Origin of the sequence: Octadecabacter ascidiaceicola (genome assembly GCF_900185015.1) — a bacterium.
Taxonomy (GTDB): domain Bacteria; phylum Pseudomonadota; class Alphaproteobacteria; order Rhodobacterales; family Rhodobacteraceae; genus Octadecabacter; species Octadecabacter ascidiaceicola.
Genome location: NZ_FXYD01000001.1, coordinates 277618 through 292970 on the forward strand (window position 1 = coordinate 277618; position 15353 = coordinate 292970).

General features: G+C 54.7%; 16 protein-coding genes. 8 read left to right on the forward strand and 8 right to left on the reverse strand.

What is annotated here, in order from left to right; translation table 11 throughout:
- Positions 1-113: 113 nt before the first annotated feature.
- Genes OCA8868_RS01355 through dusB form a run of 3 tightly spaced genes read right to left on the reverse strand, consistent with a single transcriptional unit; the run spans position 114 to position 3523 of the window.
- Complete coding sequence (locus OCA8868_RS01355) at positions 114-1472, reverse strand: response regulator (RefSeq protein WP_093994758.1); 1359 nt, start codon at positions 1470-1472, stop codon at positions 114-116.
- The gene (locus OCA8868_RS01360) at positions 1473-2549 is read right to left on the reverse strand and encodes a two-component system sensor histidine kinase NtrB (RefSeq protein ID WP_093994759.1); all 1077 of its coding nucleotides are present in this window, start codon (positions 2547-2549) and stop codon (positions 1473-1475) included. It lies immediately after the preceding gene.
- Positions 2546-3523 carry a tRNA dihydrouridine synthase DusB gene (dusB, locus tag OCA8868_RS01365; RefSeq protein ID WP_093994760.1) on the reverse strand — a complete coding sequence of 326 codons (978 nt, stop codon included), beginning with the start codon at positions 3521-3523 and terminating at the stop codon, positions 2546-2548. The genes OCA8868_RS01360 and dusB overlap by 4 nt, the downstream gene beginning before the upstream one ends.
- A gap of 161 nt (positions 3524-3684) precedes the next feature.
- Here dusB and OCA8868_RS01370 point away from each other — a divergent pair, with 161 nt between their 5' ends.
- From OCA8868_RS01370 to OCA8868_RS01385, 4 genes are all read left to right on the forward strand, one after another.
- Entirely contained in the window at positions 3685-4836 is a 1152-nt protein-coding gene (locus tag OCA8868_RS01370) for a bifunctional 2-C-methyl-D-erythritol 4-phosphate cytidylyltransferase/2-C-methyl-D-erythritol 2,4-cyclodiphosphate synthase (protein WP_093994761.1), read from the forward strand.
- On the forward strand, positions 4833-5333 hold the full coding sequence (locus tag OCA8868_RS01375) for a phosphatidylglycerophosphatase A family protein (RefSeq protein WP_093994762.1): 501 nt from the start codon (positions 4833-4835) through the stop codon (positions 5331-5333). The genes OCA8868_RS01370 and OCA8868_RS01375 overlap by 4 nt, the downstream gene beginning before the upstream one ends.
- Positions 5330-5803 carry a CinA family protein gene (locus tag OCA8868_RS01380; protein ID WP_093994763.1) on the forward strand — a complete coding sequence of 158 codons (474 nt, stop codon included), beginning with the start codon at positions 5330-5332 and terminating at the stop codon, positions 5801-5803. Before OCA8868_RS01375 ends, OCA8868_RS01380 begins: the two co-directional genes overlap by 4 nt.
- A gap of 149 nt (positions 5804-5952) precedes the next feature.
- The gene (locus OCA8868_RS01385; protein WP_093994764.1) at positions 5953-7140 is read left to right on the forward strand and encodes an ammonium transporter; all 1188 of its coding nucleotides are present in this window, start codon (positions 5953-5955) and stop codon (positions 7138-7140) included.
- 127 nt (positions 7141-7267) lie between these two features.
- Here the strand turns inward: OCA8868_RS01385 and OCA8868_RS01390 are convergent, their stop codons facing one another.
- Entirely contained in the window at positions 7268-7711 is a 444-nt protein-coding gene (locus OCA8868_RS01390; RefSeq protein ID WP_093994765.1) for a type II toxin-antitoxin system RatA family toxin, read from the reverse strand.
- 84 nt (positions 7712-7795) lie between these two features.
- Between OCA8868_RS01390 and hpt the strand changes: the two genes are divergently transcribed.
- Positions 7796-8332 carry a hypoxanthine phosphoribosyltransferase gene (hpt, locus tag OCA8868_RS01395; protein WP_093995472.1) on the forward strand — a complete coding sequence of 179 codons (537 nt, stop codon included), beginning with the start codon at positions 7796-7798 and terminating at the stop codon, positions 8330-8332.
- A gap of 12 nt (positions 8333-8344) precedes the next feature.
- Here the strand turns inward: hpt and OCA8868_RS01400 are convergent, their stop codons facing one another.
- From OCA8868_RS01400 to OCA8868_RS01410, 3 genes are all read right to left on the reverse strand, one after another.
- Entirely contained in the window at positions 8345-8728 is a 384-nt protein-coding gene (locus tag OCA8868_RS01400) for an acyl-CoA thioesterase (protein WP_093994766.1), read from the reverse strand.
- Positions 8725-9681, reverse strand: coding sequence for a lipoyl synthase (gene lipA, locus OCA8868_RS01405; protein ID WP_093994767.1), 957 nt, complete (start codon positions 9679-9681; stop codon positions 8725-8727). The genes OCA8868_RS01400 and lipA overlap by 4 nt, the downstream gene beginning before the upstream one ends.
- A 102-nt stretch (positions 9682-9783) precedes the next feature.
- Positions 9784-10827 carry a DUF6456 domain-containing protein gene (locus tag OCA8868_RS01410; protein WP_093994768.1) on the reverse strand — a complete coding sequence of 348 codons (1044 nt, stop codon included), beginning with the start codon at positions 10825-10827 and terminating at the stop codon, positions 9784-9786.
- 217 nt (positions 10828-11044) lie between these two features.
- Here OCA8868_RS01410 and OCA8868_RS01415 point away from each other — a divergent pair, with 217 nt between their 5' ends.
- Entirely contained in the window at positions 11045-11371 is a 327-nt protein-coding gene (locus OCA8868_RS01415; RefSeq protein WP_093994769.1) for a DUF6477 family protein, read from the forward strand.
- A gap of 33 nt (positions 11372-11404) precedes the next feature.
- On the opposite strand, the gene OCA8868_RS01420 is transcribed toward OCA8868_RS01415, so the two are convergent.
- A complete protein-coding gene (locus OCA8868_RS01420) occupies positions 11405-12958 on the reverse strand; it encodes a trimethylamine methyltransferase family protein (RefSeq protein WP_093994770.1) in 1554 nt (517 codons plus the stop codon).
- A 150-nt stretch (positions 12959-13108) separates the two neighbouring features.
- Between OCA8868_RS01420 and guaA the strand changes: the two genes are divergently transcribed.
- Both guaA and OCA8868_RS01430 read left to right on the forward strand, forming a co-directional pair.
- Positions 13109-14683, forward strand: coding sequence for a glutamine-hydrolyzing GMP synthase (gene guaA / locus OCA8868_RS01425; protein ID WP_093994771.1), 1575 nt, complete (start codon positions 13109-13111; stop codon positions 14681-14683).
- Positions 14683-15351 (forward strand): YdcF family protein, encoded by a 669-nt coding sequence (locus OCA8868_RS01430; RefSeq protein ID WP_245847978.1) that lies wholly within the window; start codon positions 14683-14685, stop codon positions 15349-15351. Before guaA ends, OCA8868_RS01430 begins: the two co-directional genes overlap by 1 nt.
- The last annotated feature ends 2 nt before the right edge of the window (positions 15352-15353 follow it).

The window sequence follows — 15353 nt, forward strand, 5'->3', positions numbered from 1 at the left end:
GGCTTATGTGCCGTAGTTAAACCACACAATGCCCGCCGCCTGTTTGATGTGATCCTACCCTGATTCCACCAAACGAGATGAGGTGGGGCCAGAGGGCCACGGTTGTTGCCCTTTTACATCATTTTGCGGCGGCGTGTCACGCGGATATCCAGTTCCGTGATCTTTTTTCTCAAGGTATTGCGGTTGATGCCAAGCAAATCGGCACATTTAGCTTGGTTGCCGAGCGTCGCGTCTAAGGCGATTTCAATCAACGGCGCCTCAACTTCTCGTAAAATACGTTGGTAAAGTCCCGCTGGTGGTAAAGCACCGCCATGCAAATCAAAGTAGCGGCGCAAGTGTTGTTCCACAGATCCGGACAGTTTGTCCGCCTGCCCAGTGTTGAGCGGCTCAATAGCCGGTTGTGAGCCGAGGACTTGTTCGACTTCCGGGCGGTGGATGTCCGGATTGCTGGACGTCACAACGAGGCGACGGATCACGTTTTCAAGCTGACGCACGTTGCCGGGCCAAGTGTAAGCCCGAACGATATCAATCGCATCACTCGCCAAACTTCGCGCAGGCGCGCCTTCGCGTTCGGCGCGGGTTAAGAAATGCTCAGCCAATAAGGGAATATCATCCACGCGGTCACGCAAAGGTGGCACAGCAACTGTCACGCCAGCCAATCGGTAATAAAGATCTTCGCGCAAAGCGCCCTTTTCAAGTGCGTCCAATAGGTCCGTGCGCGACGTGGCCATAATGCGCGGCGCTGTGTCGCCCAAGGCGTCCAGCATTCGAACGATCCGTGCCTGTGCGTCCATCGACAAATCGGACACTTCATCAAACACAAGGCTGCCCGCTTTCACGCGCGACAATAGCGATTGCGGCCCGTCCATTCCTTCAAGGTCAGACGCTGCAGCAACAACAAACGGCAATGAGCGTCGATCAGAAAAATCGTGGATCGCGCGTGCAATCAGGCTTTTGCCTGTGCCACTTTCACCAGTAACAAGGACCGACAGCGATGTGTTCATAACACGCGCGACCAGACGATAGAGCGCCTGCATAGCCGCTGTGCGGCCAACGAGCGGTAGGTCTTCGCTCTGACTGTCATCTGCCGCAGTTGTTGCGCGGCGTGGCTTCATCTCAAGCGCACGGGCCGCGCGTTTCATCAAGTCGGGTAAGTCGAACGGTTTGGGAAGATAGTCATAGGCTTCGGCCTCCGCCGCCTTGATAGCCGTCATTATGGTGTTCTGCGCCGAGATGACGATGACGGGCAAATTGGGCCGCAATTCCGCAATCTTGGGGAGCTGATCCAATCCGTTGCCGTCCGGCATGACCACATCTGATATGACCAGATCACCTTTGCCTTCTGCGACCCAACGCATCAGCGTCACGAGCGACGATGTGGCATGAACCTTGCACCCTGCCCGCGTCAGCGCTTGCGTTAGAACCGTGCGGATTGTGCGGTCGTCATCTGCGACCAGAACTGTGCCATCCATTTATGCCTCTCCTGAAAATTCTTTGGGAACAACGGGCAGCGATACTCGAAACACGCATCGCCCAGGAACGGAGTCGACGGATATCCAGCCGCCAACGTCCGAAATCAATTTACTCACGAGGGCAAGGCCAAGGCCCGTGCCGTTCTCGCGCCCTGAAATAAAGGGTTCAAACACATCTGCAGCGATGTCTTCGGGCAATCCGGGGCCATCATCGATGATCTCAATCTGCAAAGGCAAACGTGCAGCTGTCCCATCTTTGCGCTGCATCCGAAGAGAGGGTTCATAAAATGTATGGAGTCTTATCGATCCGCCAGCAGAGCCCGCTTGTGATGCGTTTTTCAACAGATTCAACAACACCTGCAACAACTGGTCAGGGTCCGCGAAGGTCGGCGGCAGGGATGGGTCATAGTCCTCAATAAACATCATATGTGCGCCAAATCCGACAGAGGCCGACTGCCGTGCGCGGTCCAATACGTCATGAATATTCACAGGTTGGCGATTGGGCGGCTGCATGTTGCCGAACTGCTCGACCTGTTCGAGCAGTTTCACAACACGGCGGGATTCTTCGACGATTAAATCCGTCAATTCGCGGTCTTCGTTAGATAGGGTCATCGACAAAAGTTGTGCCGCGCCCGTGATGCCAGCCAGCGGGTTCTTGATTTCATGGGCCAGCATTTCAGCCATCCCGATTGCAGACCTTGCTGCGCGGACGGACTTCGCTGAGTTGTTCATCCGCGTGGCCATCTCGCGTGGCGCAATAATCATTAGCATCTGATCGCCAATCATTGCGTCGGGGTCGTTCAGAGGTGCGAATTGGATGTTGCATTGCATGGGTGTGCGCTCACCGCTGCTTACGTCGACATCGTTCACAAACAGGGATGTGCGGTGTTCGCTTGCGCGCGCATAAGCGGCCTCAAGCGGCGCGTCGATCATTACCTTTTCCCAAACGCTCGCCCCGACCAATACTTTGGTAGACAGGTTTAGAAATGCCTCAGCAGCGGGGTTGCTTTGCGCAATTGTATCATCGCGGTTCAGTAGTAATGCGGGGACCGGCAAAGAATTCCAAAGGGCGTTCATGTGAGGGCCTCGCTTGCAAGCGCATCTTGAAGCAATTTGAAGACCTTCGTGCTTGATCGTTCGGTCAAAACAGCTTTGCGTAAGGAAGGGTCTGGTTGGGATTGATCCATGTACCAACCCAGATGTTTTCGCGCGACCCTGCCGCCGAGTTCGTCGCCGTAAAAAGACAGCATCGCGTCGTAGTGGCTTGATGCCATGTCAACAAAATCGGCTCCCTTTGGGGATGCTGGGGCCGCCTGCCCCGAAAGTTCCATTGCCACGTCACGCAATATCCACGGCCGTCCTTGTGCACCGCGCCCGATCATCACGCCGTCAGCGCCAGACGCCTTTAAAGCTGTCTTTGCAGTATGGGTGCTGACAATGTCGCCATTGGCGATCACAGGAATTGAAACCGCTTCCTTGATCGGAGCGATGGCGTCCCAATCAGCGCGGCCTTTATAGAACTGGCAACGGGTACGACCATGAATGACGATCCGCGAAATTCCGGCGTTCTCGGCGCGTTTCGACAGCTCAGCGGCATTCAACAGCGCATCGTCCCAACCAAGTCGGGTTTTTAGCGTTACAGGTATGCCTACCGCACAAACAACCGCATCGATCAGCGTCAACGCGTGATCGAGATCACGCAGCAACGCAGAGCCAGAATACCCACTTGTAACCTTTTTCGCAGGGCACCCCATGTTGATGTCGATCATCGCGGCGCCGTTAGCTTCGACATGTCGCGCGGCTTCTGCCATCCAATGGGCTTCGCGCCCCGCCAGCTGCACGGCTGTATTGCCTTGATCGAAGCCAAGTTCAGCTTTTTCGCGAACACCCGGTTTCGCCTGCACCATTTCTTGGCTGGCGACCATCTCCGAAACAACCCAACCCGCGCCAAAGGACGCGACCAGCTGGCGAAACGGTAAATCCGTTATGCCCGCCAGCGGCGCGAGGGCCACCGGGCTATTTGGCGTAGGTAGTGGAATTTCGCTGTGCATGTGGTTGGAGTAACTTGATTTTACTATACACTCAAGAAATCACGTCTATTTAAAAGGCACAAAACATTAAGCGCCTAATATTTGTGCAATGACGTTGATCCTCTTCCCCCCAAGCACTGCGCTGGGTAGAACGGGGCGACCAACAAGGACGTTTCCGCCCCATGCAAACAAAGCCAACAGTCGCCGCAATAATCGTCGCAGCCGGACGTGGTCTTCGTGCGGGTGGCGAAGTTCCAAAACAGTGGCAACAGATCGCCGGTAAAACCGTTGTAGAACATACGCTAGACCTGTTTGTTGCAAACCCGCAAGTGAACGAAATTGTCCTTGTTATTGCCGCGGATGATCACGATCGGGTGCGCGCGCTTGGCCTGGATCGTGTTGCCGAAATTGCCATCGGAGGCGCGGATCGCTCGATTTCTGTGCAGAACGGCGTGATGGCAGCGAAAGCGGATCGTGTGTTGATCCATGATGCGGCGCGATGTTGCTGCCCAAGTGAAGTGATTTCTCGGGTTTGCGATGCGCTGGATGACCATCAAGGCGCGGCGCCTGCTATGCCCGTGACAGACGCGCTTTGGACCGGAGCGGAAGGCAAAGTAACCGGTGTTCAGGATAGAACGGCGCTGTACGCAGCTCAGACGCCACAAGGATTTCATCGCGAAGAGATTCTGAACGCACATCAAAACAACACCCACCCGGTCGCCGACGACGTTGAAGTGGCGCGGCTTGCAGGCCTTAATGTTGCGATTGTTCAAGGCGATGCACGCAACATCAAAATTACCATGCCCGAGGATTTCGCGCGGGCCGCTAAATTACTGGAGACACCTTTGGATATTAGAACAGGCAACGGATTTGACGTGCATCGTTTCGGAAACGGCGACCATGTAGTACTGTGCGGCGTAAAAGTTCCGCACGACCGCGGCCTGCAAGGGCATTCGGATGCCGATGTCGGAATGCACACGGTTACCGATGCCATTTACGGTGCGTTGTGTCGTGGCGATATCGGTCAACACTTCCCGCCGAGTGATCCGCAATGGAAAGGTGTTGAAAGTCATGTTTTCCTCACACATGCCTGTGATTTAGCCCGTGAGATGGGGTTCGAAATCACCCATATGGATTGTACACTTATTTGCGAGTTCCCAAAGATCGGCCCTGTGGCACAATCAATGCGCACCCGCATGGCCGAGATCATGGGCCTCGACATAGATCGCGTCAGCGTCAAGGCCACAACGTCCGAGCGTCTTGGGTTCACAGGGCGCGGCGAAGGCATTGCAGCTCTGGCGACCGTAACCCTTGTTAAAGGAATGACAGCATGAAGAACCGCTGGGCAGAGATCACGGCAACGTATTTCTACGTTGGTTATCTAAAGCCCGCACCGGGGACTTGGGGGTCATTCATGGCCCTGCCCCTCGCGTGGTTGATGTATGAGTTTGGCGGCCTCTGGCTGTTCGTCATCGCAATTCCAGCGGCATATATCAAAGGCTACATCGCTACGAAGATCATGACGGAAGGCAAAGACAACCATGACCCGTCCGAGATCGTGATTGATGAAGTCGTCGGTCAATGGATCGCTCTTGCGCCTGTGATGATCGGTGCGTCCTATGTTGGCATGCCGTCAATATCGCTCTGGCCCGGTTGGATCGTCGCATTCGCGATGTTCCGCCTGTACGACATCATGAAACCCGGACCTGTCGGTTGGGCTGATCGCAAAAACAACGCGACAGGCGTGATGCTGGATGATGTGATCGCAGGGCTGTTTGCGGCACTTTGGGTCGTGGTTCTCGCCGGGCTTTGGCACGGGGTAATGCAGTGACACTGGCCAGTGAAATTGTCACTGCGGCCATCGCCAAGGACGTTACTATAACGACCGCCGAAAGCTGCACAGGCGGTCTTGTAAGCGCTGCGATCACGGATATCGCTGGTAGCTCGGCCATGTTTGAGCACGGGTACGTGACCTATTCCAATGCCGCAAAAGTCGAAATGTTGTCCGTTCAGGCCGACACCTTGGAGGCACATGGAGCCGTCAGCGAAGAGGTCGCCGCGCAAATGGCACGCGGTGCTGCAAACGCCGCAGGCTCGAACATTGCAGTGTCTATCACGGGCATCGCTGGACCGGGAGGATCGGAACACAAACCTGAAGGTCGCGTGTGCTTCGGGCTGGCTATTGGCGAAACCGTTTCAACTGTTACCCATGAGTTTGGCCCCTTGGGACGCGCGCAGGTGCGTCAGCGTAGCGTTGATATGGCCCTGTCTTTGATCGCCGACGCACTCGATTCACTTTAGCTTCTTTTTTGGGCGTTCCGCGCCACACACGCCTGAATTTACAGCATCCAAAAAATGCTCGCATTTTATGCGGCTCTGTGCCCGCTTGCTTCTTTTTAACCCATAAAAAGTGCGCTTTGAGGTTTTCCAGTTAAGAAAAGGAACACCTCATGAACGGAGCGGACACCGCTTGGATTATCGTCGCAACAGCACTTGTGTTGTTTATGACCCTCCCCGGGTTGGCATTATTTTATGGCGGCCTTGTGCGCGCTCGCAACGTGCTCAGCGTCTTTATGCAATGTTTCAGCATTGCCTGTTTGATGTCGGTCCTTTGGCTCGCGTTTGGCTATTCAATCGCATTCGGTGACGGCAACGCCTACTGGGGCGGCCTTGGTAAGATGTTCCTGAACGGTGTCACAGAAGACTCTGTGATTGACGGACAAACGATCCCCGAAATCCTGTTCTTCGTCTTCCAGATGACATTTGCCATCATCACCCCCGCATTGATCGTCGGGGCCTATGTTGAACGTATCGGATTTGCCTTCGTGATGACGTTCTCGGGCCTTTGGATGTTGATTTGCTACGCTCCTGTCGCCCACTGGATTTGGGGCGGTGGTTTGCTGGCTGGCGCAGAATGGTCCCTGTTCGCGGATGGCGTGAACGACTTTGCCGGTGGTATCGTTGTGCACCAAACGGCGGGTCTTGCGGCACTGATCGTAGCGTTCTTTCTTGGCCCACGTCGTGACAAGCACAAGCCGCCCCATAACCCTGGTATGGTTATGATAGGTGCTGCGATGCTTTGGGTTGGTTGGTTCGGCTTTAACGGCGGGTCTGAACTGGCGGCGAATGGTGGTGCGGCAATGGCAATCACGGTTACGCATCTGTCAGCGGCAACTGCATCCCTCACTTGGATTTTGTGGGAACGTATTCGTTACGGTAAATCCTCTCTCGTTGGTCTGGTTACCGGTACGATCGCGGGCCTCGCATCAATCACGCCTGCATCCGGTTCCGTAGGCCCGGTTGAAGCGCTGATCATTGGTGGCGTTGCTGGCATCATGTGCCAAGAGCTGTGTTCGATCGTGAAGAACAAGCTCAAGATCGACGACACATTGGATGTGTTCGCCGTTCACGGTGTTGGTGGTATCTTTGGTATCATCATGTTGGCGGTCTTTGGCCACGCGAGCTGGACTGCCCAATTGGGTGGCCTTGCTGTGGTCGGAATTTGGACGGTGGTCACAACTGTTGTGATTGTCGTCGTGGTCAAAGCAGTTTTCCCGATCCGTGTTGGCGAAGAAGACGAATACACAGGTCTCGACCTTACATCACACGGCGAGCGCGCCTACGACATGACAAGTTAACTCGTCGCCAGAAATCTAAGTATTTTTAAGGGCGCCCTAACCGGCGCCCTTTTTCGTGCGGCTGATGCGGAGCTTCAGTTTATTGTCCGGTTAGCGGACAAAGGGGACATTCGTTGCGGCGTCCACCTTATCCGTACAGCGTTGCGGCTCGTTTCTCGAATGCGTGGACGATTTGTTGCATGGCTTGATTGAAGAACATGCCAGCTGCGCCTTGTAGGATACGGTTCTTAAATTCGAAATCGACCTCAAAATGCACGTCACAACCGCCATCAACATCTGTGAACGTCCAAACGCTTTGCAGATATTTGAAGGGCCCATCGATGTATTCTGTTTCAATTTTACGCAGCTCTGGCCAGAGCACAACGCGGCTGCCGAATTTTTCCCGAAACACTTTGAAACTGACAACCAAATCCGCCAGCATCACTGTATGATCCACCATTTCATCGCGTGATCGAATGCGTGCTGCCGCAGTCCAAGGTAAAAACTTAGGGTAGTTCGCAACGTCAGCGACCAACGCATACATTTGCTCAGCGCTGTATGGCAGGTGTCTGGTCTCGGAATGGGCGGGCATATCGAACTTTCGCGCGTGACTCTCTCTCCCCATGTCGTATGGTTCGCGGGGAAATTCAAGCAATTGGCACAAGGTCCGGACCCAATGACGCACGCCCCCTACGTGATCGACGAGATGATATCAGCCAAATCGATTGCGGCGCGCATCGAAGACTTGGCCAAAACCATTCAGACGGAATTCAAAGACACTGACAAACTGGTTGTTGTTGGCCTGTTGCGCGGGTCCTTCGTGTTCATTGCGGATTTGGTGCGTGAATTGGATTTGCCTGTTGAGGTCGATTTTCTTGAAGCGTCCTCCTACGGCGACGGTATGGAATCCTCACGTGAGGTGCGCATTCTCAAAGACTTGCGCGGTCAGATCGAAGGTCGTGATGTTCTGGTGGTTGAAGATATCGTTGATACGGGCCACACGCTGCATCAGGTCATTGATATGCTGAACACGCGCCATCCGCGGAAATTGCGATCCATCGCCTTGCTCGATAAACCATCGCGCCGCGAAGTGGATATGCGGGCGGATTGGACGGGCTTTGAAATTCCGGATGAATTTGTTGTCGGCTACGGCATTGATTACGCACAACGCAACCGCAACCTGCCCTTCATTGGCAAGGTGCGTTTTACCTAAATGATTGGTCGCCTACTCTGGTGGCAATTCCCGCTTAACACCTGATTTCTCGATCGCGACAAAGGTGAAATCACCTTCAGTCACCATCGCGATTTCGCCTGTACGCTGGCGACGTACCCAAGTTTCCACATGCATGGTGATGGATGTGCGGCCTGTCTTGGTGATCTGCGTGTAAACAGACACCAGATCGCCGACTAAGATAGGCGCATGAAACCGCATGGCTTCGATCGCAACGGTGCTGCACCGACCTTTGGCGCGTTGCGCGGCAGTCGTTCCCGCCGCGATATCCATCTGACTGATCACCCAGCCGCCAAAAATGTCACCACCGGAATTGGTGTCTTTGGGAAAGGCAACAGTTTGAAGTGTGAGTTCGCCTTCTGGCGCGGCATGCGTCACGCGCCGAACTTCGCCATCCGTGCGGTTCGCAATTTCGCAAAATCATCGCCTGCGTGATAGCTGGACCGCGTCAAAGGCGTTGAAGACACCATCAGGAAGCCCTTGTTGAAGGCCGTCTTTTCATAGGACGCGAATTCTTCCGGTGTCACAAACCGATCCACTTTGTGGTGCTTCGGCGTGGGTTGCAGATACTGGCCGATCGTTAAGAAATCGATGTCCGCTGCCCGCATGTCTTCCATCACCTGGGTCACGCTTTGTTTGTCTTCGCCAAGGCCAACCATGATGCCTGACTTGGTGAACATTGTCGGGTCGAGTTCCTTAACGCGTTGAAGTAGACGCAGCGAATGGAAGTACCGCGCACCTGGGCGAACCTCTGGATATAGACCCGGCACCGTTTCAAGGTTGTGGTTGAACACATCAGGCTTTGCTTGGACAACGATCTCTAACACAGATGGGTCGCATCGAATAAAGTCAGGCGTCAGGATTTCAATTGTCGTGCTTGGGGACTGCTTGCGAATGGCGCGGATGGTTTGTGCGAAATGTTCTGCACCGCCATCTTCAATATCGTCGCGATCCACGGATGTAATCACCACGTGTTTCAGCCCCAATTTCTTGACCGCATCTGCAACGCGACCAGGTTCAAAGACGTCCAATGCTTCGGGTGGCTTACCTGTAGCGATGTTGCAGAAGGTACAGGCCCGCGTGCAGACCTCGCCCATAATCATCATTGTTGCATGGCCTTGGGACCAACATTCGCCTACGTTTGGGCACCCAGCCTCTTCGCACACTGTCGTCAGTTTGTGCTCGCGCATGATGTCGCGCGTTTCCTTGTAGCCTTCGCTAACCGGTGCTTTAACGCGGATCCAGTCCGGTTTCTTCGGTTGCGGATTATCAGGGCGACGCTGCTTTTCAGGGTGGCGTTGGGCCGGAATCTTGAGATCGCGCGGTGACATAGGCTTCTCCTCTTGCGTCGTACTTAAGGAAAAACGCCTGACGATCCAAGTGTCTTGCTTGGGTGATTTGCGGGATTGCGTCGGTTGCATGGCCGCCAATGCCTAACCAATGCGCGGCCCCAAGCTCCCCTGCTCTTCATAATGTAAAACAAGACGTTGCAGTGCGATGCGTAACACGACCTTACACGACCGTGCAGCCCACCCCATGCGCTTCTCAGTGGTTTCAAGGCCTTCAAGCAAACAACAACACCGCAGCGCAACCTCCGAGAGCCCCGGCCCAAGAAATACCAATGCAGCCTGCATTTGACCAACGGCGTTATCCGCGCTTGTATCGACCGGTTGATAGGATTCGATCGAATGAAGCAAACCGCGCCAATCCAACGTGGTACGTTTCGCTCGGTTTTGGCTCACAAGAGCGAGTTCATAGTCCTCACGCAGTCGTTCAGCTGCACGTACCATCACGCGGGTAAGAAACGGCTTCCCGTCTCGGTCTTTGCGCCGCGCAAGCGCTTGCACAGGGCTTTCTTGTGACGGCTGACGCACCATATTTGGCTTATCCGCGCTATCCCCAAGCCACGTGCCTGTCCCTGTCGGCGCACCTTCAAAAGATGCTGGTGCTTCGGCCATCGCACGGGCACGATTTTCCGTCTCCGCCGTCAATTCGCGCAAAGCCACGCGACCTGATTGCGTTATACGGTACCGTAAGACGCGTCCGACGGTTTGGCCTCCTTCGATCCAGCCCCGCAAGGCAAGGGTCATTGCAGTTTCAGAAGGCAGTTTGGTGCCGTGGTCCGGATCGCCCTTGGCTGTGTCATGAATGATCACGCCTTGATCCATCCCCAGAGCAATCGCCAACATCGCGTTTGGCTTCGCGAGATGTCGTAGGGCTTGCATCATCTCCAGACCATTCGGAACAGGCTTTGTGGAGTTTTCCTCCGCTAAGGCTTTGATTGCGCGATCAACGAGAGGGTCATCGCGCCGTGTCTCGACCTTACGGATCTGTCGCATGATCGTTGAGGCATGGCAGGATTGTGATCGTGCCAACACCCGAATGGGTTGCCCCATCTCCGTGTGAAACACGTAATTTCGCACCTCATTAGGCACCCAAGACGGCACCGCGCGCGTGGCGGTTTTCGCTTCAGTCATTCCTGTCCCCAATTCCCAGCTTTCCGGTTCGACAAACCGAAAGGCAACTCAACCGTTGCCGTTAATTGTTTCCGAAAAGTTAATATTATTCACAGGGTCATAGGATTGTTTCTATTTGGTAACCAATTGTAAACGCACCGAACGCTCAGAGATATCCACACGCAACACCCTTATAAGTTGTGTCACATTGGCGAAAGTTGAATGAGGGAGACTCGACATGGAAGACGTTCTGACAATGATCTCGCGGCTCAAACGCCCTACACTTTTGGTACGCACAGCGCGTCATGGTTTGGCAGACTATAAACGTGTTCAGCACTTGCGCCGGCTACTTAAAACGGAAGCCGTTCCTGGTCCGGCACAAGCAATCATCAGGTTGATGGATGTAGAACGAGAATTGGACATTCAGCGGTTAAACAACCGCGCTGAGTATTCAGTCGCAAAGCATGTCGAAGCACTGGTCGCTTTGATGTGCGAAGCCCGCATCTTAAAGGCATCCCAAGCGTCCAGAACCGCGCGGGGCTACGCGGTTCTTCAGGAAGTGTAAGGCGCAAGTGACGCGACCCCGCCAGCTTTGCCGTTACATAAAGCTGTCGGGTTCCGCGGCCTTTTTCTCAGCGACATACGCTTCGAGTTTTGCACGAATTTCCGGATCAAGAGGGGGTGCAACATAGGTCTCGATTAGCTTTGCAACGCGCCCTGACGCGAGTGTTTGGCTATCGCGTGCGCCCTCTTCTTCCCAGGTCTCAAATGGTTTGTAATCAAACACTTCCGAGCGCCAGAAAGCGGTTTTGAAGTTCGCTTGCGTATGAGCACAGCCGAGGTAGTGACCACCCGGACCAACCTCGCGAATGGCATCCATCGCTTGGGCGTTTTCATCGATTTCGACGCCCTTGGCGATGTGGTGCAATGTGCCTAACTGGTCTGCGTCCAAGACGAATTTTTCAAAGTCAGCCACAAGCCCGCCTTCGAGCCAACCACAAGAATGCAGCATGAAGTTTACGCCAGACAACAGCCCCATATTCAGGCTATTGGATGTTTCATATGCCGCCTGCGCATCAGGCAATTTGGAACCACAGAAAGACCCGGCAGAGCGGTACGGCACCCCAAGGCGACGGGCCAACTGCCCTGCCCCATTGGTGATTTGAGCAGCTTCCGGTGTGCCAAATGTTGGCGCGCCAGAGTTCATGTCGATCGAGGTCACAAAGGTGCCCATAATCACAGGAGCACCGGGGCGAATGATTTGGCTATAGGCGATGCCGGCCAAGACTTCGGCCAGAACTTGCGTCAACGTGCCCATGACAGACACAGGCGCCATGGCTCCGCCAACGATAAACGGCGAGATAATCGCCGCTTGATTATGTGCGGCATAAACCTCAAGCGCACCCATCATTGTCTGATCAAAGGTTAACGGTGAGTTTATGTTGATCAGCGACGTCATGACCGTGTTGTCGGCGACAAATTCCTTGCCGAACAAGATCTCACACATCTCAATGCTGTCTTTTGCACGGCTTGGCTCGGTCACGGACCCCATGAATGGTTTGTCCGACAGGGTCATGTGCGCCATCAACATATCAAGGTGGCGTTTGTTAACGGGCACATCTGTTGGCTCGCACACGGTGCCGCCTGAATGGTGTAGCCACTTGGACATATAGGCCAGCTTCACAAACTTCTCAAAATCCGCGATCGTTGCGTAACGGCGGCCACCTTCTGCGTCGCGCACGAAGGGTGGTCCGTAAACAGGGGCCAGCACCAGATTGTCGCCACCAATCGTAACATTGCGCTCTGGATTACGTGCGTGCTGAACAAACGTGCTAGGTGCAGTGGCACAAAGCTTGCGTGCAAGGCCTTTGGGGATGCGAACCCGCTCACCCGTTACCTCTGCGCCAACGGATTTCCAACGCTCCAGCGCCTCGGGATTGTCGACAAAGGCAACGCCGATTTCTTCCAGTACGGTTTCTGCATTTGCCTCGATGATATCAAGCGCCTCTTCAGACAGCATCTCAAGGTTTGGAATTTTGCGTTCGATTGTTTTTGCCGTCTCAAAGCTAACGGCAGAACGTTCTGCGCGCCGTGCAGCACCGCCGCCCCCGCGTCCGCGTCGTGCTGGTGCCTTTTGTGCTGCGTCCGACATCGTTTTCACCCTATTAGAATCCTGTTGTTGAGGAAGCTACACCGCGCAGTCTTCTCTGATTTGAAAAGAAGCGGCCATTAAGAGGCGAAAGCGACATTCATACACACTGCGCACCCTTGCACCCTCGCGCGGTCCGATTTACGACGCGTCATGGATAATATCACACACGACACCCTGCTCATCATCGACTTTGGTTCCCAAGTGACGCAGCTGATTGCGCGACGTTTGCGGGAACAGAATGTCTATTGCGAAATTCACCCCTATCAGAACGTCACAGATACAGTCTTGGCAGATATCGCGCCCAAAGCAGTGATCCTGTCAGGCGGACCGGATTCGGTGACCCGCGACGGCAGCCCTCGCGCGCCTGAAAGCCTCTGGGCTATGGGCATTCCAGTTCTGGGGATTTGCTACGGTCAGCAAACCATGATGACGCAATTGGGTGGTCTTGTTGAAGGCGGAAAGATTTCCGGCGGCGGCGGCACCGCTGAATTTGGTCGCGCTAAGGTAACGCCAAAGGGGTTGCTTGATCTGTTGGACGGTTGGTTCACAGACGGAGACGAGCAAGTCTGGATGTCCCACGGTGACCACGTGTCCAAAATCGCACCGGGTTTTGAGGTCTTTGGCACCTCCCCCAACGCTCCATACGCCGTGCTGGCCGACACAAGCCGCCATTTTTACGGCGTGCAATTCCACCCAGAAGTCCACCACACGCCGCGCGGTGCGAAGCTTTATGAAAACTTCGTCAAACTGGCCGGTTTTAAAGGCGACTGGACCATGGACGCCTATAAAGACATCGCGATTGAAAAAATTCGTGAGCAGGTCGGCGACAAAAAGGTCATCTGTGGTTTGTCCGGTGGTGTGGATTCATCCGTTACGGCTGCATTATTGCACGAAGCGATTGGCGATCAGCTGACCTGTGTGTTTGTTGATCACGGTTTGCTGCGCAAAGACGAAGGCGCGGACGTGATCGCGATGTTCCGCGACAACATGAACCTGCAAGTCATCCACGCGGATGAAGCAGACCTGTTCTTGGGCGAACTCGAAGGTCAGTCGGACCCAGAAACCAAACGTAAGATCATCGGCAAGCTGTTCATCGACGTGTTCCAGAAATACGCTAATGAGATTGAGGGCGCCGAGTTCCTCGCGCAGGGTACGCTCTACCCTGATGTCATCGAATCCGTGTCCTTTTCCGGTGGCCCGTCGGTGACAATCAAAAGCCACCACAATGTTGGTGGTCTGCCCGAAAAAATGGGCCTGAAGCTTGTCGAACCTCTGCGTGAGCTGTTCAAAGACGAAGTGCGCGTGTTGGGCCATGAACTTGGCCTGCCCGCCAGCTTTATCGGCCGCCACCCATTCCCTGGCCCAGGCCTTGCAATCCGTTGCCCTGGTGAAATCACCCGCGAAAAACTGGACATCCTGCGTGAAGCGGACGCCGTTTATATCGATCAAATCCGCAAGCACGGGCTGTATGACGATATCTGGCAGGCCTTTGTCGCGATCCTTCCGGTTCGCACCGTTGGCGTGATGGGCGATGGGCGCACTTATGATTTCGCCTGTGCGTTGCGCGCTGTGACCTCTGTCGATGGTATGACGGCGGACTATTACCCATTCAGCCATGAATTCTTGGGCGAAACAGCCACGCGCATCATCAACGAAGTCGCGGGCATCAATCGCGTCACCTATGACATCACGTCCAAACCTCCAGGCACCATCGAGTGGGAATAATGGGTTTCGCCCGGTTCCTCGGGCGGCTGGTCATACTGGGCATTGCCGCTTTCACTTTGATGACATTGGCGATGATCGCGTGGACCTTCCTTTGGCCCGAACCTGATGTTCGCGGAATGAAGCAGGCAGATGTGATCGCTTGCCTTGGTGCTGGGATGGAACCTGATGGAACCCTTGATCTGGCCGCCCTCACACGGGTCGACCGATGTGTCCAGCTATATGAAGCAGACCTTGCGCCAGTGATTGTGTTTTCGGGCGGAACCGCGCGCGCGGATGGGCCAAGTGCTGGCAGACAAATGGCACGATACGCGCAGTCTCTTGGTGTTCCCGCTGAAGCCACAATTATCGAAGGGCGTGCCCACTCAACCTTGCAAAATGCCCTGTTCACCTTGGAACTTGCGCCTAACGCCCAAGATTTCATCGTCGTAACCGAAGCCTTCCACCTGCCCCGTTCATGGGTTTCATTCCACTGGGCGCGCTGGGAAATGGGGGTGCCGAATACAAAGAATTTCTACCTCGTCATGTCAGAAGATGTGCGACGCCTTCAGCCCCACAACGCAATCGCGTGGGAGGTCTTGGCCCGCGAAAGCCTTGCGATCTGGTTCAACGCTGCGCGTGCTTTGGTGTTCTCGGCTTCAACTAACAAACCAATTGGCTTGCTTCACTAGGT

Coding starts and splice junctions, on each gene's coding strand:
- guaA (WP_093994771.1), top strand. CDS start 13,109: ATGGATAATATCACACACGACACCCTGCTCATCATCGACTTTGGTTCC.
- dusB (WP_093994760.1), bottom strand. CDS start 3,523: ATGCACAGCGAAATTCCACTACCTACGCCAAATAGCCCGGTGGCCCTC.
- OCA8868_RS01430 (WP_245847978.1), top strand. CDS start 14,683: ATGGGTTTCGCCCGGTTCCTCGGGCGGCTGGTCATACTGGGCATTGCC.
- OCA8868_RS01420 (WP_093994770.1), bottom strand. CDS start 12,958: ATGTCGGACGCAGCACAAAAGGCACCAGCACGACGCGGACGCGGGGGC.
- lipA (WP_093994767.1), bottom strand. CDS start 9,681: ATGTCACCGCGCGATCTCAAGATTCCGGCCCAACGCCACCCTGAAAAG.
- OCA8868_RS01385 (WP_093994764.1), top strand. CDS start 5,953: ATGAACGGAGCGGACACCGCTTGGATTATCGTCGCAACAGCACTTGTG.
- OCA8868_RS01415 (WP_093994769.1), top strand. CDS start 11,045: ATGGAAGACGTTCTGACAATGATCTCGCGGCTCAAACGCCCTACACTT.
- OCA8868_RS01360 (WP_093994759.1), bottom strand. CDS start 2,549: ATGAACGCCCTTTGGAATTCTTTGCCGGTCCCCGCATTACTACTGAAC.
- OCA8868_RS01390 (WP_093994765.1), bottom strand. CDS start 7,711: ATGCCCGCCCATTCCGAGACCAGACACCTGCCATACAGCGCTGAGCAA.
- hpt (WP_093995472.1), top strand. CDS start 7,796: ATGACGCACGCCCCCTACGTGATCGACGAGATGATATCAGCCAAATCG.
- OCA8868_RS01410 (WP_093994768.1), bottom strand. CDS start 10,827: ATGACTGAAGCGAAAACCGCCACGCGCGCGGTGCCGTCTTGGGTGCCT.
- OCA8868_RS01370 (WP_093994761.1), top strand. CDS start 3,685: ATGCAAACAAAGCCAACAGTCGCCGCAATAATCGTCGCAGCCGGACGT.
- OCA8868_RS01355 (WP_093994758.1), bottom strand. CDS start 1,472: ATGGATGGCACAGTTCTGGTCGCAGATGACGACCGCACAATCCGCACG.
- OCA8868_RS01375 (WP_093994762.1), top strand. CDS start 4,833: ATGAAGAACCGCTGGGCAGAGATCACGGCAACGTATTTCTACGTTGGT.